Genomic DNA, 24,570 nt, shown 5'->3' with positions numbered 1-24,570 from the left:
CCGTCCGGCAGCCGCCCCCCGCCGGTCTCCGCCTATTCCTTGACGTCCGCCGCCTGCTCGAAGGCCTGCGTCAGGTCCGCAATGATGTCCTCGGGCGACTCCAGCCCGATGTGCAGACGCACGACCGGGTTCTCGCCTTCGCCCCAATAGCGGTGTTTGGACAGATCCTTGGGCGACACGAGCTGCACCAGGCTTTCATACCCGCCCCACGAGAAGCCGATGCCAAAGAGCGTCAGCGCATCGACAAAACGGCGCGCCGCGGCAGGGGACAGGGCCAGTTCAGCCGACAGCATGCCGTTGGACCCCGTGCAATCGCGCTTCCACAAATCGTGGCCGGGATCCTTCGGCCAGGCCGGATGGAAGAGGCGCACGGTCTCGGGACGGGCGTTCAGGAATTCGCACACCTGCATGGCGTGGCGCGCATGCTGAGCCATGCGGATGGGCATGGTGCGCACGCCGCGCAATGCCAGCCAGGCGTCGTCCGCGCTGATGGAGTAGCCCATCGCATACTGCGTGCGGTTCAGCTTGCGGGCGATGCCCTCGTCGTTGGTGACCACCGCGCCCAGCATCAGGTCGGAGTGCCCGCCCACATACTTGGTGCCCGCGATGACCGAGACCTGCGCGCCCAGCGTCAGCGGCCGGTAGATGTAGCCCGATCCCCAGGTGTTGTCGGTGGCCAGCACCAGCCCGTGACGCTGCGCGATGGCGGCCATCGCGCCCATGTCCAGCATTTCGAAAAGCAGGGAACCCGGCGATTCCACGTACAACAGCGTGGTGTTGGGCCGCACCAGCGCATCGATGTCCTCACCCGCCGCAAAGTAGGTGATCTCGATGTTCATGCGCTTGAGCACCGCGTCGTCCAGCTCGCGCATCGGGCCGTACACGCTGTCCGAGATCAATGCATGGTCGCCGGCCGAGCACAGCGCCATCATCACCATCGTCATGGCCGACAGGCCGGACGACGCCAAGTAGCAGTGCGTGCCGCCTTCGAGCTGCGTGAACACCTCTTCCAGCGCGGCATGCGTGTCCATGCCCATGCGCCCGTACGTCGACGCGCGCCCCCCGGCCGCCTTGCTGCGCTGCGCGTTTTCCAGTGCGGCGAGATTGGCAAAGCGCACCGTGCTGGCCCGCATGGGCGGCAGCGGCACCGGCGCCGTGCCGGTCTCGGGATTGAACGGGGCGGTGCCCGCGTGCTGGAGAACCGTATCGATGTGTTTGGTAGGCATCTTGTAGAGGTGCGTCAAAGCCGGGAAAACCAAACCATATCAGGACGCGGCGGGAATTTCAGCCGATCCATTTAACCGTCTCGGACAAATCCGCACGGCGGGTGCGGTAGCTGTTGGCCGGATGCGCCGTGTCCTCAAACCCGAACGAGATGCCGCAGACCACGCGCCGGCCGGGTCCGATGCCCAGCACTTCGCGCAGGACCTCGGGATACATCGCCAGTGACGCCTGGGCCACGGTTGCCACGCCGTTGGCTTGCGCGGCCAGCAGGAAATTGGCGACATAGCCGCCGCAGTCCATCGCGCCGTATTCGCCCAGCGCCTCGTGGGTCGTGATGATCGCGACGTGCGGCGCGTCAAACAGGGCGAAGTTGCGCATCTCTTGCCGCCGGTAGGCCTCGCGGTCGCCGCGCGGCACGCCCACGGCGCCGTAAAGCTGAAAGCCGGATTCGCGGCGGCGGGCCAGGTATTCGTCGCGGTATTCGCGCGGGAACGGGAAATCAGGCTTGAAGCCTTCGACCTGCGCGCGGCGCTCGAGCGCATCGCGCAACCGCCGCGTGCCATCGCCTTCAGTGATCGCCACCTGCCACGGCTGGCAGTTGCACCAGGACGCCGTGCGCTGCGCCAAGGTCAGGATGCGTTCGATGGTGGCGCGGGGCACGGGCTCTGGCAGAAAGGCGCGGCAACTGTGGCGGGCCAGCAGCCAGTCCTCGAGTGCGGCATCGGCGGGCGGGTTGACGGCGTTCTGGGGTTGGGCGGCAACGGTCATGGTCGTTCTGTCTCCTGTCCTGGTCGGCTTTGACCTTATGATGCCACTAGCCGCGCGCCACTGGCCGTGCGCCACTAGCCATGCGCCACTTGCCGTGCGTTGCCGTTCCGTCACCAAAGAGACTCCATGCTGCCCCTAGACACCCTCATCGCATTCTTTGGCATTGCCGTGCTGCTGGCGCTGACGCCGGGGCCGGACAACCTTTTCGTGCTGATGCAGTCCGCCATCTGGGGACGCAGGGCGGGCATGTTCGTGGTGCTGGGGTTGTGCACCGGCTTGCTGGGTCACACTGCGGCTGTCGCAGTCGGGCTGGCCGCCGTGTTCGCCGCCTCGCCCATCGCGTTCACCGTGCTCAAGCTTGCGGGCGCGGCCTATCTGGCGTATCTGGCCTGGCAGATCCTGCGCGCCCCCGTCGAGGCCGGGGCCGGCAAGCGTCCCGAACCCCTACGGCCCGGCGCGCTGTACCGCCGCGGCATCGTCATGAACCTGACCAACCCCAAGGTGCTGCTGTTCTTCTTTGCCTTCCTGCCGCAGTTCACGTCGCCGCGGCTGGGACCGGTGGGGCTGCAGACCATGCAACTGGGCGCGGTGTTCATCGTGTCGACGCTGCTGGTGTTTGGCGCGATCGCGTTCTTCTCGGGCGCATTTGGCGAACTGCTGCAGCGCTCGGTCACGGCCAAGCGCTGGCTGAACCGCATCGCCGCGCTGGTGTTCGTGGGACTGGCCGTGCGGCTGGCGACGGCGTCACGCTAGACGCAGCGCGTTGCCGCGGACCACGCGCCGCGGCACACGCATCCGGCCACCGTTGGCCGAATACCCATTGGCCGAATACCCGGCGCCCGAATCAAGCCGCCTTGAACCGCACGATGCCATCGGCATCCTGCGCCCGCGTGAGCTTTCCTTCGAAGTACAGCGCATGCAGATGCGCCAGCGCCTCGCCCATCGCGAAGGTGAGCTGGTGCAAGTCCAGCTTGCGCTTGAACAGCACCGGCACGATGTCCGACGTCGATTGCGGCTGCACCGCACAAGCTTCCAGCACCTCAGCCAGCCGGTCGCGGTGATGCTCGTGCTGCTGCGTGATGCGTTCGTGCAGGCCCTTGAACGGGCGGCCGTGCGACGGCAGCACCAGCGTGTTGCGGGGCAGGCCGTCATAGCCGTGCAGCGACCGCAGATACAAAGGCAGCGGATTGGCGTCGGGTTCGTAATCGAACACGCTGACGTTGGTGGAAATGCGCGGCAGCACCATGTCGCCGGAGATCAGCACGCCAAGATCAGGCGAAAACAGCGACGCGTGTTCCGGCGCGTGCCCGTAGCCCACGATGACACGCCAGTCGCGTCCGCCGATGCGAACCTGGTCGCCGTCCATGATGCGGGTGTACCGCGACGGCACGGCGGGCACCAGGTTGGGGTAGTAGCTTGCGCGCTGGCGGATCTGCTCCTGCGAGTCCGGGTCGGTCAGACCGTGCCGCGCGAAATGCTCGACCGCCGACTGCCCACCCGGACCGGCGCCGGCATCCGTGCGGCGCGACGACCACAGCGACGCCACCATGTAGTCCGTCATCGTCATCCACAGGCGCGCATTCCAGCGTTCGCACAGCCAGTGGGCAAGCCCGATGTGGTCCGGGTGCATGTGCGTGACCAGCACGCGCAACACGGGCAGGCCGTCCAGCTCGTTCTTGAACACGTCCTCCCACAGCGTCTTTACTTCATCGCGCGAAATGCCGCAATCGACGATGGTCCAGCCATCCTGGCCGTCGATGTTGTCGCGCAGCAGCCAGAGGTTGATATGATCCAGCGCGAACGGCAGCGGCATCCGGATCCATTTGACGCCCTCCGCCACCGCATGCGCGCGGCCGGCCTCGGGCTGGAAATCGGCCCAGGGATACTGAAGCTTCTGCTCGTTGGGGTTCATTGCCTCTCGCTCCACGCTTGACGATCACGTCAAGTCATCATAATTTACGTTTACGTAAACTGCCACACGTCGCATGCCCTCGTCAACCTGGACCATCTCAGAGCTCGCCCGCGAGTTCGACGTCACGCCCCGCACGATCCGCTTCTACGAAGACCAGGGAATCGTCAGCCCGGCGCGCGAGGGCCGCAACCGCATTTTCGGACCGCGAGACCGCACGCGCCTGAAACTGGCCCTGCGCGGCAAGCGGCTGGGCCTGCAGTTGTCCGAAATCCTGACGCTGATCGACATGTACGACGGACCCGGCGACACCGAAGTCCAGCTGCGCCAATACCTGTCCGTGCTGGAACAGCATCGCGCCACGCTGGAGCAACAGCGCCGCGACATCGACGATACCTTGCAGGAAATCAGCGAACAGGAGCGCCAGTGCCGCGCCCTGCTGGCGCAGAAGCCGTAGTCCGCATGGCAGCACTTCAAACGCTGGGCCTGTTCGTCCTGACCGCCCTGGCCGAAATCATCGGCTGCTACCTGCCTTACCTTTGGCTGCGCAAAGGACACTCCATCTGGCTGCTGGCGCCCGCCGCGCTGAGCCTGGCGCTGTTCGCCTGGTTGCTGACCTTGCACCCGACGGCGTCCGGCCGCGTCTATGCCGCCTACGGCGGCGTTTACATCGGCATGGCGCTGCTGTGGCTATGGGCGGTGGACGGCGTGCGGCCCAGCGCCAGCGACTGGATCGGCGTGGGCCTGTGCATCGCCGGAATGCTGGTGATCATGTTCGGGCCGCGCGGGAGCTGATCCGGGCCGCCGAACGGGCAAGAAAAAGCGCGCGTACCCGTAAAGGGCCGCGCGCTTTGCATGGGTGCTGGTCTTTTGACGCAGGCTGCGTCTCGGCGCATCTGCGCGCGGCGGACCGACCGCCGACGCGCCGACGTGCCACCACAAACCGCCGATCACTCCGCCTTGATATTGCCTTCCTTGATGAGGCGGGCGTTGTTCGTGAACTCGGCCTGCACCTGCTTGGCAAACGCCTCGCCCGACGCCGTGCCCGGCTGCAGGAACGACTTGGCCAGCAGCTCCTGGAACTCGGCGCTGGCCACGGCCTTGGTCAATGCGGCCTGCAACGGCTGCGACACCGTGGGCGGCAGGTTGGCCGGCGCGAAGATGCCGAAGTTCGAGTAGTACTGCGCCTGCGGCAGCTTCAGCTCGGCCATCGTCGGCACGTCCGGCCACGCGGCGAGGCGTTGCGGCGCCATCACCGCCAGCGGCTTGAGCGCGCCGTTGGCCACGTGCGGCAGCACCACGTCGCTGTTGACCACCAGCAGTTCCACCACGCCGCCCAGGCCGTCGGTCAGCGCCTGGCTGTTGCCGCGGTAGGGCACGTGCAGCATCTTGGTCCCCGTCTGGGCGGTGACCGCCGCCATGCCGATGTGCGCAACCGTGCCCTGACCGGGCGTGCCATAGCGCACGCCTTCCGGATGCGCCTTGGCATATTCCACGAGACCCGCAAAATCCTTCACGGGCAGCGCCTTGGTCGCTACGATGGCCACCGGCGCGACGGCCACACTAGCTACCGGCGTCAGGTCCTTCATCGGGTCATAGTTGGTCTTGGCCAGATGCGGGAAGATGGTCAACGGGCTGGTCGAGGCCAAGAGCAGCGTGGTGCCGTCCGGCTGCGCGCGCGCCACGTAGTCCGTGCCCACGGACGCGCCCGCGCCGGGCTTGTTCTCGACGATGACCGTGATGTTCGCTTCCTTGCGCAGCGCGTCGCCCAGACGCCGCGCGATCGCATCGGCGCTGCCGCCGGCCGTGTACGGCACGACCACGGTGACCGGCTTGGCCGGCCAGGTCTGCGCCATCGCGCCGCTTGCCATGATTGCCAGGGCCGCCCCCGCGGCCTTGATGAACAACGTCTTCTTTTTCATATCGTCCTGGTGATGTTGCGTAGCACTGCGTGGGTGAAACGGATTGCGGTAAAGCCCATCAGGCGAGGTAGCGTTGCGCCAGGCGAACCCAGTACGACGCCCCCGCCGGAATCAAGGAATCATTGAAGTCATAGCTGGCGTTGTGCAGCATGCAGGGGCCCAGCCCGTGGCCCGCCATGCGATGCTCACCATCGCCGTTGCCCAGGAACACGTAGCACCCCGGCTTTTCCTGCAGCAGGAAGGCAAAGTCTTCCGACGCCATCGCCGGTTCGATGGTCAGCGCGCGGTCCTCGCCCACGACCTCGCGCATCACGCCCATGCAGAATTCCGTCTCGGCCACGGTGTTGACCAGCGCCGGGTAGCGGCGCTCGAAGTACACCTCGGCCTCGCAGCCATGCGCCGCGGCGATGCTGGGCGCGATCTCCTGCATGCGCCGCTCGATCAGGTCCACCACATCGGTGCTGTACGCCCGCACCGACCCGCCCAGCCACGCGGTGTTGGGAATCACGTTGATGACGCTGCCGCCCGCCTGCACCTGCGTGATCGACAGCACTGCCGCATCCAGCGGACGCTTGCTGCGCGTCAGGATCGTCTGCAGCGACTGGCCGATGGCAAAGAGCGCCGGCACCGGGTCATTGCAGTCCTGCGGCGCGGCGGCGTGGCCGCCCTTGCCCTTGACCGTGATCTTGAAACCGTTCGCTGCCGCCATCATGGGACCGGCACAGACGCCGAACGCGCCAGCCGGCAACCCCGGCCAGTTGTGCATCCCAAAGACCGCCTCGCACGGAAACCGCGTGAAGAGGCCATCCTGGATCATCGCCCGGCCGCCCGCGCCGCCTTCCTCGGCCGGCTGAAAGCACAGGTACACGGTGCCATCGAAGCCGCCCGCCGTCTGCAAATGCTGCGCCGCAGCCAGCAGCATCGCGGTGTGGCCGTCATGGCCGCAGCCGTGCATCTTGCCGTCGTGACGCGAGCGGTGCTCGAACTGGTTCTCTTCCTGCATGGGCAGTGCGTCCATGTCGGCGCGCAGCATGATCGCCCGGTCCGACGTGCCCCGCTTGATCACACCCACCACGCCCGTCTTGGCAATGCCGGTGTGCGTTTCGATGCCCCAGCCGCGCAGCGTGTCGGCCACCACCTTCGCCGTGCGGTGCTCTTCGTAGCAAAGCTCCGGGTGCATGTGGATGTCACGGCGCAGCGCCACGATGTCGTCCAGGTTGGATAGTTCAAGCACAGCTGACTCCGTCGGATGTTTCAGGATTAAAGGGTCGCATCAAGTATTGCCCATCGTCCCTTCCGCCGCGTCCACAACACGCTAGGGATAACCCTCATCCAATTTACGTTTACGTAAACGTAATATTTGCACTGCATCATTGCGCGGCGCCGGACGAACGGCGCATCATGGATCACTCCCGCGACGGCGGCCAAGACACGCACGCGCAGGTCCATGAATGTAAGCACCTACTATCACGGAGACACTGATGAATCTTCCCGGCCTGAACTTCGACCTGGGCGAAGACCTGGACATGCTGCGCGACGCCGTACGCAACTTCGCGCAGGCCGAGATCGCGCCGCGCGCCGCGGAAGTCGATCGCAGCGACCAATTCCCCATGGACCTGTGGCGCAAGTTCGGTGACCTCGGCGTGCTGGGCATGACCGCCGACGAGGAATACGGCGGCGCGAATATGGGCTACCTGGCCCACATGGTCGTCATGGAGGAAATCTCCCGCGCCAGCGCCTCGATCGGCCTGTCGTACGGCGCGCACTCCAACCTGTGCGTGAACCAGATCAACCGCAACGGCACCGCCGCCCAGAAGGCCAAGTACCTGCCCAAGCTCATCTCCGGCGAGCACGTGGGCGCGCTGGCCATGAGCGAACCGGGCGCGGGCTCCGACGTTGTCAGCATGAAGCTGCGCGCCGACAAAAAGGGCGACCGCTACGTGCTGAATGGCACCAAGATGTGGATCACCAACGGTCCGGACGCCGACACCCTCGTCGTCTACGCCAAGACCGACCCCGAAGCCCACCAGCGCGGCATCACCGCGTTCCTGGTCGAAAAGGGCTTCAAAGGCTTTTCCGTGGCGCAGAAGCTGGACAAGCTGGGCATGCGCGGCAGCCACACCGGCGAGCTGGTGTTTCAGGACTGCGAAATCCCCGAAGAAAACGTGCTGGGCCAGGTCAACGGCGGCGTGAAGGTGCTGATGAGCGGCCTGGACTACGAACGCGCGGTGCTGTCCGGCGGCCCGCTAGGCATCATGCAGGCTGTGATGGACGTGGTGGTGCCCTACATCCACGACCGCAAGCAGTTCGGCCAGGCCATCGGCGAATTCCAGCTCATCCAGGGCAAGGTCGCCGACCTGTACACCACGCTGCAAGCCAGCCGCGCCTTCTGCTATCAGGTGGGCAAGAACCTGGACAAACTGGGGTCTGATCACGTGCGCCAGGTGCGCAAGGACTGCGCCGCGCTCATCCTGTACACCGCTGAAAAGGCCACGTGGATGGCGGGCGAGGGCGTGCAAATCCTGGGCGGCAACGGCTACATCAACGAATACCCGGTCGGCCGCCTGTGGCGCGACGCCAAGCTGTACGAAATTGGCGCTGGCACCAGCGAAATCCGCCGCATGCTGATTGGCCGCGAACTCTTCAACGAAACCGCCTGACGCCTTATCCACAGCCCGCGCCATGATCCGCACGTCCGACATCCAGCACATCGAGCAGGCGCCCGCCCCGGGCCCCTCGCCGCTGGACGTCGCGCGGCTGATCCTGGCGGGCTTTGACCGGCACTACGCGCTGTTTCGCTACAGCGCGCAGCGCGCCAAGGCGCTGTTCGAATCCGGCGACTGGCACGGCATCCAGCACCTGTCGCGCGAACGCATCGAGTACTACGACATGCGTGTGCGCGAATGCGCCACGCAACTGGAAGGCGTGCTGCGCGGGCGGCCGGAAGGCGCGGTGGGTGGAAACGGCGCGGGCAACGGTGGCGGCAATGGCGCCGACGCCCCGTCCCTGACCGCCGCGCAGACCGCCTACTGGCAAGACATCAAGCAGGAATTCGTGGGCCTCCTGGGCGAACACCGCCAGCCCGAGTGCGCCGAGACCTTCTTTAACTCGGTGTCGTGCCGGCTGCTGCACCGCGACTACTTCCACAACGATTTCCTGTTCGTCCGGCCGGCCGTCGCCACCGACTACCTGGACAGCAGCATCCCGTCCTACCGCGTGTACTACCCGGTGACCGACGGCCTGGAAAAAAGCCTGATCCGCATGGTGGCCGACTTCGGTCTGGCGCTGCCCTTCGAGGACCTGCCGCGCGACACGCGCCTGCTGGCGCGCGCGGCCGTGTCCAAGCTGCGTGCCGTGCTGCCCCGCCACGTCGGCCGGCGCATTGCCACCGACTGCCAGATCCATGCGTTGGGCTCGCTTTTCTTTCGCAACAAGGGCGCCTACATCGTCGGCCGCCTGATCAACCAGACCACCGTCTATCCCTTTGCCATCGCGCTGACGCGCAATCCGGCGGGACAGGTGACGCTGGACGCGCTGCTCCTGGGCGCGGACGACCTGAGCACGCTGTTCAGCTTTACCCGCGCATATTTCCTGGTGGACATGGAAACGCCCGCGGCCGTGGTCAACTTCCTGTCGAGTCTCTTGCCGCGCAAGCCCAAGGCCGAGCTCTACACCATGATCGGCCTGCAAAAGCAGGGCAAGACGCTGTTCTACCGCGACTTCCTGCATCATCTGGCGCATTCACGCGACGCCTTCGACATCGCCCCCGGCATCAAGGGCATGGTGATGTGCGTGTTCACGCTGCCGTCCTATCCATACGTGTTCAAGCTCATCAAGGACCGCATCGACAAGGACGGCATGGATCACGCCACCGTGCGGCGCAAGTATCAGATGGTCAAACTGCACGATCGCGTCGGCCGCATGGCGGACACCTGGGAATATTCACAGGTCGCCTTGCCGCGCGCCCGCTTTGCGCCGGCGCTGCTCGATGAACTGCGCCGGCTGGTGCCCAGCCTCATCGAGGAAACCGGCGACACCGTCGTCATCCGCCACGTCTACATCGAACGCCGGATGACGCCGCTGAACCTGTACCTGCAGCAGGCGCCGGACGCGTTGCTGGACCACGCGGTGCGCGAATACGGGGACGCCATCCGGCAACTGGCCGCGGCCAATATCTTCCCCGGCGACATGCTTTACAAGAATTTCGGCGTCACGCGGCTGGGCCGGGTCGTCTTTTATGACTACGACGAAATCCAGCGCATGACCGAGATGAACTTCCGGCGCATCCCGCCGGCCCCGAATGAAGAAGCGGAGATGGCCGCCGAACCCTGGTACGCCATCGGTCCGAACGACGTCTTCCCCGAGGAATTCGGCCGCTTCCTGCTGGGCGATGCGCGGGTGCGCGGCGCCTTCATGCGTCACCATGCCGACCTCCTGGAACCGGACTGGTGGCAGGCCTGCCGCGCCCACGTGGCGCAAGGCCGGATCGAAGAATTTTTCCCTTACGATAAGGACAGACGCCTGCGTTCAGACCGCCCGTCAAACGGCAACGCGGTGTTGTAACCCAATCGCTGTCCGACCCTCACAGGAGCAAGTCATGTCAGATCCCATCGTCATCGTTTCCGTCGCCCGCACGCCCATGGGCGGCATGCTGGGCAGCCTGTCCGGCCTGGCCGCGCACGAGCTGGGCTCGGTCGCCATCAAGGCCGCGGTCGAACGCGCCGGCATCAAGCCGGAGCAGGTCGACGAAGTCATCATGGGCAACGTGCTGCAGGCCGGCCAAGGCCAGGCGCCCGCCCGCCAGGCCGCGCTGGGCGCCGGGCTGCCGCTGGGCGTGGCGTGCACCACCATCCACAAGGTTTGCGGCTCGGGCCTGAAGGCCGCGATGTTCGGCCATGACCTGCTGGCCTCGGGCAGCGCCGAAATCGTCGTGGCCGGCGGCCAGGAAAGCATGAGCAACGCGCCGTACCTGCTGCTCAAGGGCCGCCAGGGCTACCGCTACGGCCACAACACCGTGTACGACCACATGGCGCTGGATGGCCTGGAAGACGCGTACGACAAGGGCAAGGCCATGGGCGTGTTTGCCGAAGACTGCGCCTCCAAGTATTCGTTCACGCGCGAACAGCAGGATGAATTCTCGCTGGAATCGCTGCGCCGCGCGCGCGCTGCGTCGGAAGACGGCAGCTTCAAGTGGGAAATCGCGCCCGTCACGGTCGCCGGCCGCAAGGGCGACACCGTGATCGACACCGACGAAGCGCCCACCAAGGCCATGCCGGAAAAGATACCGACGCTCAAGCCCGCCTTCAAGAAAGACGGCACCGTCACCGCCGCGAACTCGTCGTCGATCTCCGACGGCGCCGCCGCCATGGTGCTGATGCGCGCGTCCACCGCCGAAAAGCTCGGCGTCAAACCGCTGGCCCGCATCGTCGCGCACTCGCAGCATTCGCAGGAACCCAACTGGTTCACCACCGCCCCCGTCGGCGCGCTGAAGAACCTGTTCAAGAAGACCGGCTGGACGGCCGAGGACGTGGACCTGTACGAGATCAACGAAGCCTTCGCGGTGGTCACCATGGCCGCCATGACCGACTTCAAGCTTCCGCATGACAAGGTCAACATCCACGGCGGCGCCACCGCCCTGGGCCACCCGATCGGCGCTTCGGGCGCGCGCCTGATGGCCACCCTGATCGGCGCGCTGCGCAAGACCGGCGGCAAGCGCGGCGTGGCCACGCTGTGCATCGGCGGCGGCGAAGCCGTCGCGATGGCCATCGAAATGGTCTAAGCGGCTGCCTGCTTGGGGCGCGGGCTTTGTCCGTCCCTCAAGCAGGATTCCGCTGCGCCTTTCTGGCAGGGCAATCACCGCGACGGGTCGGTCGCGGGCCAGGCAGGAAAGGCGCAACGAAATCCTGATTTACCAAATCGACAAGAATGCCCGGCCCACCGGGCAGCGAGACAACCCGCTCTTTTTCGAGCGCCTTCAAATTCCAATCAAGCAGGACGGGTGGTACCCCATGCCCATCATCGAATCCCGCATCAATCCGCGGTCGCAGGACTACATCGACAACGCCAGCGCCATGCAGGCGCAACTGGACGATCTGAACCAGCAGCTGGCGCAGACGGCCCTGGGCGGTAGCGAATCCGCCCGCGCCAAGCACACCGCGCGCGGCAAGCTCTTGCCGCGCGACCGTGTGGAGAACCTGATCGATCCGGGCACCCCGTTCCTGGAACTGTCGCCGATGGCGGCGCATGGCATGTACGACGGCGACGCGCCCGGCGCGGGCGTCATCACCGGCATCGGCCGCGTGTCCGGCACCGAGTGCGTCATCGTCTGCAACGACGCCACGGTCAAGGGCGGCACCTACTATCCGATGACCGTCAAAAAGCACCTGCGCGCGCAGGAGATCGCCGCGCAGAACCATCTGCCCTGCGTGTATCTGGTGGATTCGGGCGGCGCCAACCTGCCGCAGCAAGACGAAGTCTTTCCCGACCGCGAACACTTCGGCCGCATCTTCTACAACCAGGCGCAGATGTCGGCGCAGGGCATCGCGCAGATCGCGGTGGTGATGGGCTCTTGCACCGCCGGCGGCGCGTACGTGCCCGCCATGAGCGACGAATCCATCATCGTGCGCAACCAGGGCACCATCTTTCTGGGCGGCCCGCCGCTGGTCAAAGCCGCCACCGGCGAAGAAGTCAGCGCCGAAGACCTGGGCGGCGGCGACGTGCACACGCGCCTGTCGGGCGTGGTCGACCACCTGGCCGCCAACGACATGCACGCGCTGCAACTGGCGCGCAATGCGGTTGCGCGCCTGAACCGCAAGAAACCGCAGCCGCTGGCCACCATCCCTGTGCGCGAGCCGCGCTTCGATCCCAGCGAACTGAACGGCATCATTCCCGCCGACACCCGCAAGCCCTACGACGTACGCGAAGTCATCGCGCGCATCGTCGACGGCTCCGAGTTCGACGAGTTCAAGGCCCGCTTCGGCCCCACGCTGGTCACGGGCTTCGCGCACATCCACGGCATGCCCGTCGGCATCGTCGCCAACAACGGCATCCTGTTCTCCGAGTCCGCGCAAAAGGGCGCGCACTTCATCGAGCTGTGCGCGCAGCGCAAGATCCCGCTGGTGTTCCTGCAGAACATCACCGGCTTCATGGTCGGCCGCAAATACGAAAACGAAGGCATCGCGCGCCACGGCGCCAAGATGGTGACGGCCGTGGCCACCGCCAACGTGCCCAAGTTCACCGTGCTGATCGGCGGCTCGTTCGGCGCCGGCAACTACGGCATGTGCGGCCGCGCCTATTCGCCGCGCATGCTCTTCATGTGGCCCAACGCCCGCATCTCGGTCATGGGCGGCGAGCAGGCCGCCAGCGTGCTGGCCACCGTCAAGCGCGACGGCATCGAAGCGCGCGGTGGCCAATGGTCGGCGGACGAAGAAAACGCCTTCAAGGCCCCGATCCGCGAGCAGTACGAACGCGAAGGCCATCCGTACTACGCCACCGCAAGATTGTGGGACGACGGCATCATCGCGCCCGCCGACACGCGCCGCGTGTTGGGATTGGCGTTGTCTGCCGCGCTGAATGCGCCCATCGAAGACACCAAGTTCGGTGTCTTCCGGATGTAGAGCCCACCCCCTACGCGCTTCGCGCCCTTTCCGAACACTTCAGCTTGGATAACGCAATGTTCGATACTGTGCTGATTGCCAACCGCGGCGAAATCGCCTGCCGCGTCGCCGCCACCGCGCGCCGCATGGGACTGCGCACCGTCGCCGTCTATTCCGACGCGGACGCCAACGCCCGCCACGTCGCCGCGTGCGACCAGGCCGTCTATATCGGCGGCTCCGAGCCGCGCGCCAGCTACCTGCGCGCCGACGCCATTCTGCAAGCCGCGCGCGATACCGGCGCCGGCGCCATCCACCCCGGCTACGGCTTCCTGTCCGAGAACGAAGCCTTCGCCCAGGCCGCGCAGGACGCCGGCATCGCCTTCGTCGGCCCGCCGGCATCGGCCATCGCCGCCATGGGCAGCAAGTCCGCCGCCAAGACCCTCATGGAAAAGGCCGGCGTGCCGCTCGTGCCCGGCTACCACGGCGACAACCAGGACCCGCAGTTCCTCAAGTCGCAGGCCGACGGCATCGGCTATCCCGTGCTCATCAAGGCAAGCGCGGGCGGCGGCGGCAAAGGCATGCGCATCGTCGAATCGTCCGGCGCATTCCTGGATGCATTGGCCTCGTGCCAGCGCGAAGCCGCCTCCAGCTTCGGCGACGACCGCGTCCTGATCGAACGCTACCTGCAAAAGCCGCGCCACATCGAAATCCAGGTGTTCGCCGACACGCACGGCAACTGCGTCTACCTCTTCGAACGCGACTGCTCCGTGCAGCGCCGCCACCAGAAAGTCATCGAAGAAGCGCCCGCCCCCGGCATGACCGAAGAACGCCGCCGCGCCATGGGCGAAGCCGCCGTCGCCGCCGCGCGCGCCGTCGGCTACGTGGGCGCGGGCACGGTGGAATTCATCGCCGAGCCCGACGGCCGCTTCTACTTCATGGAAATGAACACGCGCCTGCAGGTCGAGCACCCGGTCACCGAAATGATCACCGGCCACGACCTCGTCGAATGGCAACTGCGCGTCGCCGCCGGCCAGCCGCTGCCCGCGCGCCAGGAAGACCTGCGCATCAACGGCCACGCCATCGAAGCCCGCATCTACGCCGAGAACCCCGAGAAGGGCTTTCTGCCGTCCATCGGTACGCTTGCCTATCTGGGCCTGCCGCCGCACACCGCCTTTGCCAACGGCGACATCCGCGTCGACGGCGGCGTGCGGATGGGCGACACCATCACCCCGTTCTACGACCCGATGATCGCCAAGCTCATCGTGCACGGCGCCGATCGCGACCAGGCCCGCGCCCGCATGCTGCAAGCCTTGGCGCAGACGCAGGCCGTCGGCGTGCAGACCAACGTCGCATTCCTGTCGCGCCTGATGAAGGACAGCGCCTTTGCGGCCGCCGATCTGGATACAGGCCTCATCGAACGCCAGCGCGCCACGCTGCTGCCCGACCCGCAACCCGCTGATGCCGACGCGCTGGCCCTTGCCACCGCCGCCGTGCTAGTTCGCCAAGGACTTGCTCAACCGGGCGCGCAAGGCGCAGGCAAAGGCCCCGCCGACCCGTGGGACGCGCGCGACGGCTGGCGTCTGGGCGGCCAGTATCGGCGCCAACTGCAATGGACCGACAACGGCGAAGCCCGTCACGTCACCGTCGCCCGTCAAGGCGGCGCGTGGACACTGGACACCGGCGACGGCGCGCGCCCCTTCCTGTGGCGCTCGCACGCCAGTGCCAATCCCAACCTGGCCTACGGCCTGCGCATCACGCTGCAAGGCCATGAAAGCGCCGGCACGGTCGTCCTGCACGGCGACCGCGCCTACGTCTTCCGCGAGGACGGCTCGCACGTCCTGGAGCTGTATGACGCGCTGACGCACTCGCAGGACACGCAGGGGGAACACGGCGCGGGTCTGGCCGCGCCCATGCCAGGCAAGATTATCTCGATCTCGGTCAAGGCCGGCGACAAGGTCGAAAAGGGCCAGCCGCTGCTGGTGATGGAAGCGATGAAAATGGAGCACACCATTTCTGCCACCGCCGACGGTACGGTGGGTGAAGTGTTCTACGGGGTGGGGGATCAGGTGACCGAAGGCGCCGAGCTGGTTTCGATCGAGTAACGGCGGTTTGGGTTTGGCTGGCGGCTCCCGGCGGTTTCGCTCGGAGCCGCTTTGTTTTTGGGGGCACGCCGGTTTAGCTATCCGTCAGCGCCTCGCGCCTAGAATCGGCTCTTCCCCCCGCCACGCCCACCATGTCCGCCGCCGACACGCCCAGTCCGCTTTCCCGTCCGCCGTTCCTGCATTTCCTCTGCGGCCGCGTTGCCGCGTCACTGGCGTTCCAGATCGTCTCCGTCGCCGTGGGCTGGCAGATCTACGCGCTGTCCGGCAGTGCGCTCGACCTGGGCCTCATCGGCCTCGCCCAATTCCTGCCCATGGCCGCGCTCACGCTCGTCGTCGGCCACGTCGCCGACCGCTACGACCGCCGCAAGATCGTCGCCCTCTGCATGGCGCTAGAAGCCCTGGCCACGCTGGTCCTCGCCATCGCCGCGCTGCACGGCGTCGGCGGCAAGACGCTCATCTACGCGACCATCATCATCATGAGCTCGGCCCGCGCCTTCGAAGCGCCCACGCTCTCCACGCTCATCCCCGCGGTCGTCCCGCGCGAATGGCTCCCACGCGCCACCGCGCTGTCCTCATCCGGCGGCCAGATCGCGCAAATCGCCGGCCCCGCGCTCGGCGGCGTCGGCTACAGCCTCGGGGCAGGGTGGATCTACTGCGTCGCCGCTGCGTTGTATCTGACGGCCTTCATCGCCATCGCCACCCTCGTCATCGAACGCGCGCCGCCGCGTAAGGAGCCGACCACGTGGCGCACGCTCTTCGGCGGCATCACCTTCATCTTCCAGCGGCGGTTGCTGCTGGGCACGCTGTCGTTGGATTTGTTTGCGGTGCTGCTGGGCGGGGCGACGGCGCTGCTGCCGATCTTTGCGAAGGACATTCTCAATGCCGGGCCTTGGGCGCTTGGTGCTTTGCGTGCGGCGCCTGCATGCGGTGCGGCGCTGATGTCGCTGACGCTGGCGCGCCTGAGCCTGGGTGAGAACGTTGGCCGGCTGCTGTTCGGGTCGCTGATCGTATTCGGGCTGGCGACCACGGCGTTCGGGCTGTCAACCTCGATTCCGGTGTCGATTGCCGCGTTGGTCGTGCTGGGCGCAGCGGATGCGGTCAGTGTTGTCGTGCGGTCATCGCTGGTGCAATTGAATACGCCCGATCACATGCTGGGAAGGGTCAGCGCAGTGAACACCTTGTTTGTCGGTGCGTCGAACCAGCTTGGGGAATTTGAGTCCGGGCTCACCGCGCAGTTATTCGGTGCGGTCCCCGCTGTGGTGATTGGCGGGGTGGGGACGATTGCGGTCGCAGCGCTGTGGATGCGGTGGTTCCCGGAACTGAGGCGGCTTCGGACGTTGAATGGGAATGAGGTGGCGCAGGGCTGAGGCAGCACCCGTATGAATGGACGTCGACGCTGATCGCATGCGCGTCACGCACGCTTCTCACGTCAATCGATGCGTCTTCAACCAGTCTCTCAACGCATTGTTGATCCGCGTCTGCCAACCCTGCCCAGTCGCCTTGAAAGCTGAGAGGATCTCCTCGTCAAGACGAATGGTGGTTGCCGACTTCCGCGTTGCTGCGGTGCTGCCCACCGGCCGACCACGGCGACGCACTATGTCGTCGGGCTTGTGCACGCGAGCGTATTGGCCTTGCGCAGCCTGCTTCGCGCTTCGAAGCAGAGCTGCCTCAAACTCGGCAATCTCGGGATCAGGTTTCTTGGCCATCAAAGCTCTCCTTGAGTTTGGCTAGGAACGAGACAGGAAGATTGTCGAATTTGGCTTTGGCGTACACGATTAAGAGCACCACCTCACCACGGGCCAATCGCAGGTAATAGATCACGCGGGCGCCACCGCGCTTTCCCATACCGCCGCGCAACCACCGCACCTTTCTACACCCGCCAGAACCGGGGACGACATCCCCCGCTTCAGGATTCTCCGCGATCCAGTCAACGAATGCCTCGCGTTCGGAATCGCTCCACACCTTAGCCGCCCAAACACCAAATTCGCCCGTCTCAATAACGGTTAGCACGATTTAATTGTACTAACAATTTATTGAGCAGCGCAAAGTAGGCTGGAGGCTGCAGCCGACGCCTTCGACCCTCGGATCGATATGCGCGCCATCGACTGACCACGCCATGCGGTTTTCGTCCTTCCACTTCCTTGCCCCCCACGTTTAAACGCGGCAGTGCCAGCTGGGCGTTTTCAAACACTCAACTTCTCGAACGAGATCGAGGCTGCTCGCTAGGAGACGTATTGTGTCGAAGCGGATCCGGCCATCCTACTTGCCAAAGCAGAAATCAGACGAAGAGAAAGCGCAGCGTGGTCGCTCTGCTCTCCTCCCATCAGTAGACAGCTTCGAATACCGAACGAAGTCACCAGGCGTTCCTCGAACCGCCAGAAGGAATCTTTCGATAACTGCGATAGCTTTCGACGAAGGCCAGTATCAAAGCTGACGAACGTATAGCATCACATTTCGGTCGTAGTGATGCGCTTCGCACTCGAAGTTAAATCCAGATCTTTCCAGGAGTCGCTGCGACCGGAGGTTGGACGGCCATACGACGGCGACTAACTCTTCCAGGAGCAGATGGCGTTTCGCATAGCGGCAGACTTCCCGGAGCGCGTCCAGCGCTAGCCCCTTACCCCAGTGCGCGCGTGCCAATCGGTAGGCCACCTGTATGCGCGTGGTCTCGGCCAGAGGCGTGAGGCTTATCCAACCGGCCGTGCTGCCGGCGCATGTGATTGCCCAATGACCTAGCTCTCCTTGGTCTGCCGCAATGTACGCGAGCAACGCTTCGCGTCGTTCTGCAGTCGGAAGGATCAGCCCCGTACTGTGCTGCATCACTTCGGCGTCCGCTTCCAGCGCCAAAATAACGTCCACGTCAATTGCATCCAATCTCCGCAATCTCATCTATGAAGTCCTTTCGCCGACAGTGTCGCGCGGGATAGCGCGGGTCGACGCAAATCGGCCCGCGCCCAGTAACGCCCACCTTCGTCATTGGGCGTCAGGCCTGCGCCAACTTCCTACTTCCTCATCTCAAACCGATTCGCCGCCCCAGCCGCCGGATCGAAGTAATACTTCGGTTCCCGATAAACCAGCTCCTTCAACGCGGCATCCAGCTTGGGCAGCTGGAAACTCGCAGCAGAAGGCGCCTTCCGAAAATCCTCAATGCTGGCGGGCAAACGCTCAAGCGTCATCGACTCCAGCAAACACACCCATTCCCGCGCCAACACCCCGCACGAATCCTTTACCATGACCGGCTGATCATCCGGCATCTTGTACCCATCCATCAGCACCACATCGCCCGCTTCCAGCGTGATCGTGGCCAACGGCGTGAAGAGCAGTTCCGTGGCAACGCCGGCAACGGGCAACATCTCTGCCTCGCGATTGTGGAACGCGCGCTTGGCCCCCTCCACCCACCGATACTCCCGCGCCGCCTCATTGCAGCCTTCCCCAATGCGCAACGTGACCTCGCAGCCCGCGCCCAGCCCATCCTCGCTTGGCGTGATTGGCTTCCAGGGGCCTTCCTTCTTGAAGTCGATATCCGGCGTCTCGGTCAGCGTCGCCATGCCGAGGTCTTTCTGATAGTCCATCGATTTTGCACGCGCGTCCGAGTCCGGCAACGCCGTGCGCGGCTGGTGGTAGGTAATGCGATTGAGCCGGTACTCGCCAGGCCATACCGGGATCACTTGATACGCCAATGCGCCGCGCGTCGTCTGGAACAGCGGGCCCGTATCCGAGAAATCAAACTTGTGCTTGCCTTGCCCCACGGTCATCGCGAAGCCCTTCTCGGTCTTGTGCTGCCAATGCATAAGCGTGCTGTGCTGCCGAGTGAACTTATCCCGCGTGGCCGCATCGTCGAAGTTGCGCGGTGGTCCCGCATCGAAATTGACGGTTGGGATCACCACGATCGCCATGTCCTTGCGGGCTTGGTCGAACAGCTTGTCGGTGTTCTCAAGATGCCGCTTCCACATGGCTGCCGCCTCGGCTTGTGTCGCTTTATCGTTTGTCGACTGCGCCCATGCGGCAACCGGGGCGGACAGGGCGGACACGCATACAAGGGCAAGCACGCGGCGAGACAGCGTCATCGGTCTTCGTTCCTTTATGAGTTGGGTTGTTGCCTATCGGCGTCTGTCGCCCCTGCGGCTGAACAAGGCCTGGGGCGAAGACACCAGGGCATGATATCGCGGCGAACCCTCACGCGATGGGACGAGCGGCATCCGCTTCCTGATCACGTCGCGGGATACCTCCCGCCACATGCCGGTGGCAGGTCATCTACCTGCCTCGTAGACGGCCCATCAGCGTCGGCGTCGCCGCTCAGAGTAGACTGGCAGCCTTCTTCAACATTCCGAGTCCACATCCATGCTCGTCAAAGCCCTGCGTGTCGGCCTGGGTCAAATCATTATCCTGGGCGACGCACTGACCCGTCCGCGTCCGCAGAAGCGCTCGCCGCAAGGCCAGGCCGCCGTCAACGCCGACGCGGCCGCGCTCTCGCTGTATCAATTCCAGGCCTGCCCCTTCTGCGTGAAGACGCGCCGCGCCATGCATCGGCTCAACGTGCCGGTTGCGCTGAAGGACGCCAAGCATGACCCCGACGCGCGCGCCGCGTTGCTGGCGGGCGGCGGCAAGGTGAAGGTGCCTTGCTTGCGCATCGAAGACGCCGAGGGCACGCGCTGGATGTACGAGTCCAACGACATCATCGCGTACCTTGAAAAGCGGTTTGCCAACGTCGCGTAATTGAGCCGCACGATCATGATGCCTGCCGTGATTCGGATGACCATCGCGCTATGCGCCACCAGCCTGCTCGCCGCATGCGAACCGTCGCTGCCGCCACCGCCGGCCGGATCCAAACTCACCGCCGAAACCATCGCCACGCGCGAGGCGCCGCCCGAACATCAGTTCAAGGGCGTACTTGCCGGAAAGCCCATTCATCTGCTTGCGCATAACTGCAAGGTGTATCGGGTCGATCCCGCTGAAGGCGAGAACGTGAGCTGGACGTTGGTGCTGGAAGGCGATTTCTATCCCTTGCCGACGTCGTGCTTGCGTCAGTCGCTTACGGAAGAGAAGGGCGGCGTCACCGCGTTTATTGGGCGGCAGGCGCTTGGGGCGGGGGGATGCTGCACGGGGACGCCGGAGTATCGGACGAAAGATGGGGTGACCTGGAAGCCGAATTGAATCCGTGTCACGCCGGCACCCGTGTCACGTGCGCCATGGAAATCGCCTGGCAGCGCCCCTTTCCTGATTCAGCGCGATGACACCGAACGACCCCGCGTCATCGATTCCAACACGCCATCCCGCCGCACCCAGCCATGAAACAACGCCGCGGCCAGATGCAGCAGCACCGTCGCGAACAGCAGAAAGGCCAGATAGCGATGCGCTCCGCGCAGCCAACTGAATAACGCCGCATCCGCACGCGCAATGGGCGGCAACTGCCAACCGGCCGCCACGACCGGATAACCACCCGCCGACAGCATCGCCCAGCCGATCAGCGGCATCGCGAACATCAGCGCGTACAGCAGGACATGAGAGGCCAGCGCCGCATGACGTTGCCAGGCCGGCAGATCCGCCGGCAACGCAGGCGCGCCCATAAACACACGCCTGGCCAGCCGTATGCACACCAGCGCCAGCAGCGCCAGGCCCAACGGCTTATGAATCTGCACCAGCCACTGATGCCGCTCGGACACCGACGCCACCATGCCCACGCCGATGAACAGCATCGCGAGTATGCCGGCCGCCATCGACCAATGCAGCACACGTGCGAATAGACTGAACGTGGCGGGCGGGCGGCGGGTTTGAGTAGGCGACGGGATCATTGGGCGCGCTCCGGTTTGGTCGAATGGGATGACGCTGCGGCGGCGTGAGGCGGCCCTTCGCCCGTGCGGCGTTCATAAGAGGCCGCGTAGGCCGCGGATCGCGCCGCCAGCAGCGGATCGTCGGAAACAGCGATGCCCTGCGGCAACACGGTCGGGTCGTAGTTCACGTCGCGGCACGGGCCATCGCTTTGCGGCGCGCTGCTGGTTATCACCACGGTGCCCGCGTCGACAGTCGGCCGATCCGCCGGCCACTGGCGGGTTGCATCGGTGGTGGAATCGCCGGGCTGGCCCAGCGTGAGCAGCAGACGCCAGCGCAACGGCCCTTGCGTCAGGCGCTGTTGCAGGTCAGTTTGCAGATAGTCCGCGTCGTGCCCCGGCTGCGCCGCAGGCGCCGCCGCCGCGTCCAACGGCGTCAACTGCCAGCGCACCGGCTGCCGCTTTCCGTTGCCATCGACCAGGTAGAACGCGTTCAGGCCGTAATAGTCTTCGGTCGCGTAGCTGGCCGACGGCTTCGCGGTCTTGGCCCACGCGCGGAAGGCAACCGTTTCCGGATGCGCCGCGAAAAACGCCTGCATGCGCTGCGGATCGGGCTTGCCCGTCTTGGGGTCGGGACGACCGGCCAGCTGCTGATCGTAGAACGCCTGCGGGGTCGACAACGGAAACACCGGCATGCTGTTCATGCCGGTTCGCCATTGCTCGCCGTTGGCGGACGTGAACATCAAGGCAAAGCTACGGATCGGAACGCTGGAGTCCGACGCATACGGGTTGCCGCCGGGCAGGGCCAATCGTCCGATCACCGGCGTGCTGCCCGAGGCGAACACCGCAGCGGTAGATAAATCGTGTGCCGCGCCGCTGCCTTCAAAGCGGCCGATCACACAGACGCCTTTGGCGTGGTTGCGCCGAAAGCCCTCATGGACGCCGCTGTTGGCTTCCAGGGCGTTCACGATGCGGTCCGGCGTCAACCGCTGCGGGTCGAGCCAGCCGCCCACGTAGGCGAACGCGGCGCCAGAGGCCAGCACGATGGCGCCGATTGCGGTGAGGCGAAGAAGGGTTTGCGGGGTGGTGAGCGACCGGGGCTTCTGGGGCCGGTCGTCCGCCGGCTGGCCGTCTTGTTGCCGTGCACCCGGCGGTTGGCGATTCGGCGGCAGGCGGCCCGGCGGCAGGCTTTCCGGTGGCGTTTGACCCGGCGGCGGGCCGTTGCGGTCAGATCCTTGTTGCATAAGGCTCCTTGCCCATGGGGCGATGAATACCCCTGTAGGACGCCACCCCAAAAAAGTTATTCCCCAATGGAATAAACCCGCCGGAGCGGCGTCTTACTGCATTGACCTGTAAGCTGGTTGCGCAGGCCTGTCCCAGGAACCCGCCATGATTCAACCGGTCCGCGTGCCGCCCGACGCCCCGGCATCCACCGACGACGAGATGCCAGCGGAAGAACTCTCCGACGCCGTGCTGCGCCAACTACTGCCGCGCCTGCGGCGTTTTGCGCTGCGCCTCACGCGCGATGCGGTCGCGGCCGACGACCTGGTGCAATCCACCTTGGAAAGAGCGCTCACCCGCTGGCGCGGCCGCCGTCCGCAAGGCGACGTGCGCGCGTGGCTCTTCACCATCCTGTACCGCCAATTTCTGGATTCCCAACGCCGCTCGCGCCGCTATGCGCGGCTGCTGTCATGGTTTGCCGGGTCCGACGCCGCCGCGCCGTCGGCCGAGCGCGAGGTCATGGCGCGATCTTCCCTGGATGTCTTCGAACGCCTGCCCGAGGCGCAGCGCACGCTGCTGTGGCTCGTCAGCGTGGAAGGCATGAGCTACAAGGCCGTCGCCGATGTTTTAGACGTGCCGCTGGGCACCGTCATGTCGCGCCTGTCCCGCGCGCGGAGTGCCTTGCGTGAATTGCATGAGGGGCAGGCTGGCGAGGCTCGTCTGAGGATATTGAAATGAAAGAACGCTCTATCGATGATCTGACGCGTAATGCGTATGTGGATGGACAGCTGGATCCGTCGCAGTTGCAGGCGCTGCAGGCGTATTTACGGGCGCATCCTGATGAGGCGCAGGAGCTGGAGGCTTGGCGTCGGGATGCGCAGCGGCTGCGGGAAGGGGCTGGCGGGGAGGGTTTGCCGGGTAATCCTGCGTTGGATCCTGCTGCGGTGCGTGCGGGGCTAAGGGTTCGCACGCGGCGGCGGATGGTAATGGCGGCTAGTTTGGTTGTGGCGGTGGCGATTGGCGGCGTCACGGGATGGAGCGCTCGCGATACGGCCTTGGCGAATCGGGTGCTGCCCATGCAGGATGCGATGCAGGCTTATCGGCTGTTTGCGTCAGCGGATGCGCCGCAGCCGGATGTGCGTGCGGATGTTGGGGACTTGCAGGGGTGGTTGGATGCGTATTTTGCTCATGCCGAGCGGTTGCCTAATTTGAGCGATAGCGGGTTTAGGCCTGTTGCTGCGCGATTGTTGGCTACTGATCAGGGGCCGGCTGCGCTTGTTATCTATGAGAACGCGGGGCAGCGCGCTACGTTTTATATACGGCCGCCGGGGCCGGGGGGGCAGTTTCTGGCGCAAGGGAGCCGGAAGGATGGCGAGCTGCTGGCGCGCTATTGGTCGGGGCAGGGGTATAACTATGCGTTGGTGACGGCGGGGGATGGGCACGGTCAGAACATGCAAGTGGGTGAATCGTGACGCCTCGGAGCGATTAACGCCTCAGATCGAGCAAGTTTTCGTCGAATCTAACAGCTCGGGCCTGTCGCACATCGCGGCAGGCCCGAGCCGTTACTGCGCCTACTGAATCGACGCGGGCGCGTCATGCGTGGGGTCGGCGTAATCGGTATCTTGTGCGCACGCTCCAGCCGTTTCCAGCATGGCCTCAGTCATAACGCCCATGTGCTCACACAATCCTTCCACGCCGCCCAACAATGCTGCGACGGTCCATGCGTCCAGCGGCTGCGAGCCGGTTGCGTCGGGTTCCGAGGCGCTGTTGCCGACAAGGCGGGCGATCGACGCGATGGCATAGCGGGCGCGATCGATGTTGTAGACGTGGGAGAGGGGAACCAGGCCAAGTTCTGGATTGGTGTCGACGAACCAGGGATCTTGGGTAAGGGAGTGCTGCGTCATGGACAATCTCCTATAGCGGCGAACAAACCCGCACCCCACTTCCAAATGGGGAGGACGGGCACGAGTCGAGGTTGGAAGACCGGAGCTATAGGACCCGGCGTGCGCAAGCGCACCCCCGCCAAGGCCCGTCCATAGGGACGTGCAGAGACGCGCGGAC

General features: G+C 65.3%; 25 protein-coding genes. 13 read left to right on the top strand and 12 right to left on the bottom strand.

Annotation, left to right across the window (positions count from 1 at the left end; translation table 11 throughout):
- Positions 1 to 32 precede the first annotated feature (32 nt).
- Positions 33 to 1,226 (bottom strand): cystathionine beta-lyase, encoded by a 1,194-nt coding sequence (metC, locus tag H4P35_RS00530; protein WP_175236666.1) that lies wholly within the window; start codon positions 1,224 to 1,226, stop codon positions 33 to 35.
- A gap of 58 nt (positions 1,227 to 1,284) precedes the next feature.
- Positions 1,285 to 1,992, bottom strand: coding sequence for a nitroreductase (locus H4P35_RS00525; protein ID WP_226847683.1), 708 nt, complete (start codon positions 1,990 to 1,992; stop codon positions 1,285 to 1,287).
- A 126-nt stretch (positions 1,993 to 2,118) separates the two neighbouring features.
- On the opposite strand from H4P35_RS00525, the gene H4P35_RS00520 reads away from it, so the two are divergent.
- The gene (locus tag H4P35_RS00520; RefSeq protein ID WP_226847682.1) at positions 2,119 to 2,745 is read left to right on the top strand and encodes a LysE family translocator; all 627 of its coding nucleotides are present in this window, start codon (positions 2,119 to 2,121) and stop codon (positions 2,743 to 2,745) included.
- 91 nt (positions 2,746 to 2,836) lie between these two features.
- Here the strand turns inward: H4P35_RS00520 and H4P35_RS00515 are convergent, their stop codons facing one another.
- Positions 2,837 to 3,904, bottom strand: a complete 1,068-nt coding sequence (locus tag H4P35_RS00515; protein WP_226847681.1) for an MBL fold metallo-hydrolase — start codon at positions 3,902 to 3,904, stop codon at positions 2,837 to 2,839.
- Between the two features lie 73 nt (positions 3,905 to 3,977).
- Here H4P35_RS00515 and H4P35_RS00510 point away from each other — a divergent pair, with 73 nt between their 5' ends.
- Both H4P35_RS00510 and H4P35_RS00505 read left to right on the top strand, forming a co-directional pair.
- Complete coding sequence (locus tag H4P35_RS00510) at positions 3,978 to 4,358, top strand: MerR family DNA-binding transcriptional regulator (RefSeq protein ID WP_056327734.1); 381 nt, start codon at positions 3,978 to 3,980, stop codon at positions 4,356 to 4,358.
- A gap of 5 nt (positions 4,359 to 4,363) precedes the next feature.
- Positions 4,364 to 4,696 (top strand): YnfA family protein, encoded by a 333-nt coding sequence (locus H4P35_RS00505; protein ID WP_062839377.1) that lies wholly within the window; start codon positions 4,364 to 4,366, stop codon positions 4,694 to 4,696.
- Positions 4,697 to 4,851: 155 nt separating this feature from the next.
- Here the strand turns inward: H4P35_RS00505 and H4P35_RS00500 are convergent, their stop codons facing one another.
- Positions 4,852 to 5,823, bottom strand: coding sequence for a tripartite tricarboxylate transporter substrate binding protein (locus H4P35_RS00500; RefSeq protein WP_062839376.1), 972 nt, complete (start codon positions 5,821 to 5,823; stop codon positions 4,852 to 4,854).
- 58 nt (positions 5,824 to 5,881) lie between these two features.
- The gene (locus tag H4P35_RS00495; protein ID WP_082578974.1) at positions 5,882 to 7,057 is read right to left on the bottom strand and encodes a M20 aminoacylase family protein; all 1,176 of its coding nucleotides are present in this window, start codon (positions 7,055 to 7,057) and stop codon (positions 5,882 to 5,884) included.
- Positions 7,058 to 7,304: 247 nt separating this feature from the next.
- Between H4P35_RS00495 and H4P35_RS00490 the strand changes: the two genes are divergently transcribed.
- The 6 genes from H4P35_RS00490 to H4P35_RS00465 all read left to right on the top strand — a co-directional run bounded on the left by H4P35_RS00490 (position 7,305) and on the right by H4P35_RS00465 (position 16,887).
- Entirely contained in the window at positions 7,305 to 8,483 is a 1,179-nt protein-coding gene (locus H4P35_RS00490; RefSeq protein ID WP_056327730.1) for an isovaleryl-CoA dehydrogenase, read from the top strand.
- Positions 8,484 to 8,505: 22 nt separating this feature from the next.
- Positions 8,506 to 10,386, top strand: coding sequence for a bifunctional isocitrate dehydrogenase kinase/phosphatase (gene aceK, locus H4P35_RS00485; protein ID WP_226847680.1), 1,881 nt, complete (start codon positions 8,506 to 8,508; stop codon positions 10,384 to 10,386).
- Between the two features lie 34 nt (positions 10,387 to 10,420).
- Complete coding sequence (locus tag H4P35_RS00480; RefSeq protein ID WP_062839373.1) at positions 10,421 to 11,602, top strand: acetyl-CoA C-acetyltransferase; 1,182 nt, start codon at positions 10,421 to 10,423, stop codon at positions 11,600 to 11,602.
- Positions 11,603 to 11,831: 229 nt separating this feature from the next.
- Complete coding sequence (locus H4P35_RS00475) at positions 11,832 to 13,439, top strand: carboxyl transferase domain-containing protein (RefSeq protein ID WP_056327727.1); 1,608 nt, start codon at positions 11,832 to 11,834, stop codon at positions 13,437 to 13,439.
- 56 nt (positions 13,440 to 13,495) lie between these two features.
- A complete protein-coding gene (locus H4P35_RS00470; RefSeq protein WP_063954177.1) occupies positions 13,496 to 15,520 on the top strand; it encodes an acetyl/propionyl/methylcrotonyl-CoA carboxylase subunit alpha in 2,025 nt (674 codons plus the stop codon).
- Positions 15,521 to 15,651: 131 nt separating this feature from the next.
- Positions 15,652 to 16,887, top strand: coding sequence for an MFS transporter (locus tag H4P35_RS00465; RefSeq protein WP_226847679.1), 1,236 nt, complete (start codon positions 15,652 to 15,654; stop codon positions 16,885 to 16,887).
- A 57-nt stretch (positions 16,888 to 16,944) separates the two neighbouring features.
- Here the strand turns inward: H4P35_RS00465 and H4P35_RS00460 are convergent, their stop codons facing one another.
- The 4 genes from H4P35_RS00460 to H4P35_RS00445 all read right to left on the bottom strand — a co-directional run bounded on the left by H4P35_RS00460 (position 16,945) and on the right by H4P35_RS00445 (position 19,587).
- A complete protein-coding gene (locus H4P35_RS00460) occupies positions 16,945 to 17,226 on the bottom strand; it encodes a BrnA antitoxin family protein (protein WP_180099801.1) in 282 nt (93 codons plus the stop codon).
- Positions 17,210 to 17,530, bottom strand: a complete 321-nt coding sequence (locus H4P35_RS00455) for a transcriptional regulator (RefSeq protein WP_226847678.1) — start codon at positions 17,528 to 17,530, stop codon at positions 17,210 to 17,212. The genes H4P35_RS00460 and H4P35_RS00455 overlap by 17 nt, the downstream gene beginning before the upstream one ends.
- 414 nt (positions 17,531 to 17,944) lie before the next feature.
- The gene (locus H4P35_RS00450) at positions 17,945 to 18,394 is read right to left on the bottom strand and encodes a GNAT family N-acetyltransferase (RefSeq protein WP_255616251.1); all 450 of its coding nucleotides are present in this window, start codon (positions 18,392 to 18,394) and stop codon (positions 17,945 to 17,947) included.
- 128 nt (positions 18,395 to 18,522) lie between these two features.
- Positions 18,523 to 19,587 carry a hypothetical protein gene (locus H4P35_RS00445; RefSeq protein WP_226847676.1) on the bottom strand — a complete coding sequence of 355 codons (1,065 nt, stop codon included), beginning with the start codon at positions 19,585 to 19,587 and terminating at the stop codon, positions 18,523 to 18,525.
- A 274-nt stretch (positions 19,588 to 19,861) separates the two neighbouring features.
- On the opposite strand from H4P35_RS00445, the gene H4P35_RS00440 reads away from it, so the two are divergent.
- Together H4P35_RS00440 and H4P35_RS00435 are read left to right on the top strand one after the other, a co-directional pair.
- Positions 19,862 to 20,236, top strand: coding sequence for a glutathione S-transferase N-terminal domain-containing protein (locus H4P35_RS00440; RefSeq protein WP_226847675.1), 375 nt, complete (start codon positions 19,862 to 19,864; stop codon positions 20,234 to 20,236).
- Between the two features lie 15 nt (positions 20,237 to 20,251).
- Entirely contained in the window at positions 20,252 to 20,674 is a 423-nt protein-coding gene (locus tag H4P35_RS00435; protein ID WP_217618959.1) for a hypothetical protein, read from the top strand.
- A 68-nt stretch (positions 20,675 to 20,742) separates the two neighbouring features.
- Here H4P35_RS00435 and H4P35_RS00430 read toward each other — a convergent pair whose 3' ends face one another.
- Both H4P35_RS00430 and H4P35_RS00425 read right to left on the bottom strand, forming a co-directional pair.
- Positions 20,743 to 21,312: a cytochrome b gene (locus H4P35_RS00430; RefSeq protein WP_226847674.1), complete on the bottom strand. Its 570-nt coding sequence runs from the start codon at positions 21,310 to 21,312 to the stop codon at positions 20,743 to 20,745.
- Positions 21,309 to 22,532, bottom strand: coding sequence for a catalase family peroxidase (locus H4P35_RS00425; protein WP_226847673.1), 1,224 nt, complete (start codon positions 22,530 to 22,532; stop codon positions 21,309 to 21,311). The genes H4P35_RS00430 and H4P35_RS00425 overlap by 4 nt, the downstream gene beginning before the upstream one ends.
- Before the next feature lie 199 nt (positions 22,533 to 22,731).
- Between H4P35_RS00425 and H4P35_RS00420 the strand changes: the two genes are divergently transcribed.
- Both H4P35_RS00420 and H4P35_RS00415 read left to right on the top strand, forming a co-directional pair.
- The gene (locus tag H4P35_RS00420; protein WP_226849421.1) at positions 22,732 to 23,247 is read left to right on the top strand and encodes a sigma-70 family RNA polymerase sigma factor; all 516 of its coding nucleotides are present in this window, start codon (positions 22,732 to 22,734) and stop codon (positions 23,245 to 23,247) included.
- On the top strand, positions 23,244 to 23,981 hold the full coding sequence (locus H4P35_RS00415) for an anti-sigma factor (protein WP_226847672.1): 738 nt from the start codon (positions 23,244 to 23,246) through the stop codon (positions 23,979 to 23,981). Before H4P35_RS00420 ends, H4P35_RS00415 begins: the two co-directional genes overlap by 4 nt.
- 99 nt (positions 23,982 to 24,080) lie before the next feature.
- On the opposite strand, the gene H4P35_RS00410 is transcribed toward H4P35_RS00415, so the two are convergent.
- Complete coding sequence (locus H4P35_RS00410) at positions 24,081 to 24,413, bottom strand: hypothetical protein (protein ID WP_226847671.1); 333 nt, start codon at positions 24,411 to 24,413, stop codon at positions 24,081 to 24,083.
- Between the last annotated feature and the right edge of the window lie 157 nt (positions 24,414 to 24,570).

Source organism: Achromobacter sp. 77 (assembly GCF_020541125.1).
GTDB lineage: Bacteria > Pseudomonadota > Gammaproteobacteria > Burkholderiales > Burkholderiaceae_B > Achromobacter > Achromobacter mucicolens.
This window is presented reverse-complemented; position numbering and strand designations above follow the sequence as displayed.